General features: G+C 38.5%; 2 protein-coding genes. One reads left to right on the forward strand and one right to left on the reverse strand.

Annotated features, from left to right (window positions below; genetic code table 11):
• A partial coding sequence (locus tag H8716_RS17295) for a M56 family metallopeptidase (RefSeq protein ID WP_249310203.1) occupies positions 1-1667 on the forward strand: 1667 nt, incomplete at its 5' end.
• A 112-nt stretch (positions 1668-1779) separates the two neighbouring features.
• Here H8716_RS17295 and H8716_RS17300 read toward each other — a convergent pair.
• A complete protein-coding gene (locus tag H8716_RS17300) occupies positions 1780-2586 on the reverse strand; it encodes an AraC family transcriptional regulator (RefSeq protein WP_249310204.1) in 807 nt (268 codons plus the stop codon).
• Between the last annotated feature and the right edge of the window lie 325 nt (positions 2587-2911).

Below are 2911 nucleotides of genomic sequence, written 5' to 3' on the forward strand. Positions count from 1 at the left end.
GACAGTTATTATCAATGAATCTCACAGCCAGTTTCCTGATTCTGGTGATATTACTGCTTCGACACTTTTGCGGCAGAATACTGTCGAGAAGATGTTTTGTATGGCTGAGTATGATCGTGATACTTCGTCTCCTGTTTCCACTGCAGTTTGACGTATTTCCGTCACAGATACCAACAGTCACAGGTATTATGAAGATGTTTTCCGAAAAAGAGTCTGATCCGGTTTCGACAGCTTCCGAACATTCTTGGGCTGCAAATTCTTCCCGGAATACGGGCAAAACAATATCGAAAGGTTGGGACGGAAATTCTGTCACCGGTACAATGCCATCATTAGAAACTTTTTCGAAACAGCTGGCAGCTTTTTTCAGTTTTAAAACTCCTGGGCTGTTTCTCTTCTGGATAGGCGGTATTCTTTTCACTGCAGCAGTCTTTTCTCACAGACTGTGGAAAGAATACCGGATTCTACGTCAGGCATTGCCGCTTGATACCAGGATTGTGACTTGGAACGGCCGCAGCTTTTCACTGCCACTTTTTTACTCTGACCAGATCACATCCCCTGTGACCTTTGGATTTTTTCATTGCAGTATTGTTTTGCCAAAATCTATGCGAAGTGAGGATACGTCCGGACTGGATCTCATTCTGTTTCATGAAGCCATGCATATACAGCATCGGGACAACCTGCGTAAAATATTTGCTCTTTTCTGTGTCTGCATTCACTGGTTCTCTCCGCTTGTCTGGATCTGGATGACAGTCTTTTTCCGTGATCTGGAACTTTCCTGCGATGAAGCTGTTCTGTCTTTCCTCGGAAGTCAGAACAAGGAATCTTATGCCCTTACCTTAATTACTTTTATGGAACAAAATCAAACACCGTCAATTATGAACAGCGGCTTTGGACAGACCGCCGTAAAAGAAAGGATTGTGTCTATTATGAATTACAGAAAAAAAGGATTCTTAAGTATTACATTAAGTGCTGTTTTACTTTGTTCTTCCATAACCGTATTTGCCGGAAACAGTACAACTGACATTACTGCAAAAAAAGACTCCACCGAAGCGCAGACAGAATCATCTTCGGATTCCGACATTGCTTACGAAATGGGCGAACTGGAAATTTCAGAGCATTACTCTTCTGCCGATGAGCTGATGCATTCTCCTTACTATCCGGAATATGAGAAACTTGGGCTGACTTATGATAAAACCAGTGATTCACTGATGTACCAGGGAAAAAGTGTGGTATTTTTGGAAGACTTTATAAATGAAACCAATGTTTTACTTTATGAAGATAAAAACTATTTTACTTTTGATGGTGAAACAGTTACTTCCGATGTGTTCATTTCTAATATATACGATTCTGACAAATATGATGAAGAAGATACGCCTGATGATGATTCTGAGCAAACACATGAAACTGAAACAGAAATTCTTACAGAAAACGCAACTCCTCTGGAGGATGATTCCGTTGTCTTTCTTTTCACCCTGAGAGATGAAAACGGAAAACTGACTGAACTTCAGATCCCTGAAGTATCTTATGGTGATTCTGTCACGGAGGAAAACAGCTCAACCGATGAACCGGATGAAGCGACAACAGAAGATGATCTTGCATCTGCTGCTGTCATAGGCGGTGCAGATGGTCCGACCAGTATCTTTCTTGCTGGGAAATTGGGATCGTAATTCTCTTTTACCGTTGAAATTTTTGAGGGGCTTTACTACTGCCCCTCAAATCATATCATAACACCACATTTTTGAAATTCTATTTTCATCATTCAGTTCTCACTCTGTTTTTTCAACTCATTTTATCGTATTCTGTACCTTCTATTTTTCCCTGCGCATTCTGCTCTGCATACCATTTTCTATAATCCCGAGGTGTTACTTTATATTTTTCCCGAAATACCCTGTTAAAGGTTCTCTGGCTTTCAAATCCAGCATCTAACCAAATATCTGTTATCGTATGATCTGTATTTTCCAGCCAGAACACCGCTGCATTTAATCTCTGTTCATTCAAGTAAATATTAAAATTACAGTGAAATGTACTGGAAAACACTCTGGATATTACATATTTGCTTACCCCAAGATCTTTTGCCATTCCTTCCAGTGTTACTGTATTGCGATAGTTTTTTGCAATATAAGATACTGTCCGATATATTAGATCTGTGCCATCTGTTGCTCTTTTTTCCTGCATAATTAAATATGGTAAGCTTCTTGCCAAGATAATCTGCAGATATGCTTGTATCACAACCGGATTCTGATCTCTTTGATCATTCTGCAGACTTCTAAATGCATGCTTGATATCAGGATGAATTTTTTGAGCAGGTATGACAGGATTCTTGGGACATTTTTTCTGAAGCGTTTCCTCAAAATAGTGATTTGACCCAATATTTTCCCATAGGTAATACGCCTTCTTTATGCCTTCTCCAAAGACCTGACAATGATGTATTACGTCCGGAAATATCACTGCCATATCACCTTTTTCCATATGAAACAGTTCTTGTCCCATTCCAATCTTCAGTGTGCCCTTCGTAACCAATATCATTTCCAGACAATTATGCAGATGTGGAGCCGCATGTTTGGATATCTTTTCTACCAAATACATTGTGTCTTTTTTTCTTCATATACAGGCATCATAACCAATTATCTCCTTTTTGCAAAATATGTCTGTTTTTTCTTCTGATTTGGCAAGCATCTTTTTCTCTTCTACTGTAAACTAAATAACGTAAAGAACAACGAGAGGAGATGCTTTAAATGAAAAAAATCAGAGAATACTTTAATTATGTTATGAACTTCTATGCATCCTACTACAAATGTAATGTCCGCCTATAAGGTAATCATCTTTACTACAATTTAATCATGATTCTGTATCTCTTGTATATAAACAGAATCACATAAAACATGAACAAAATACGATATTTGATCGTAGA

It is taken from the genome of Jingyaoa shaoxingensis (assembly GCF_014385005.1).
Taxonomy (GTDB): domain Bacteria; phylum Bacillota; class Clostridia; order Lachnospirales; family Lachnospiraceae; genus Marvinbryantia; species Marvinbryantia shaoxingensis.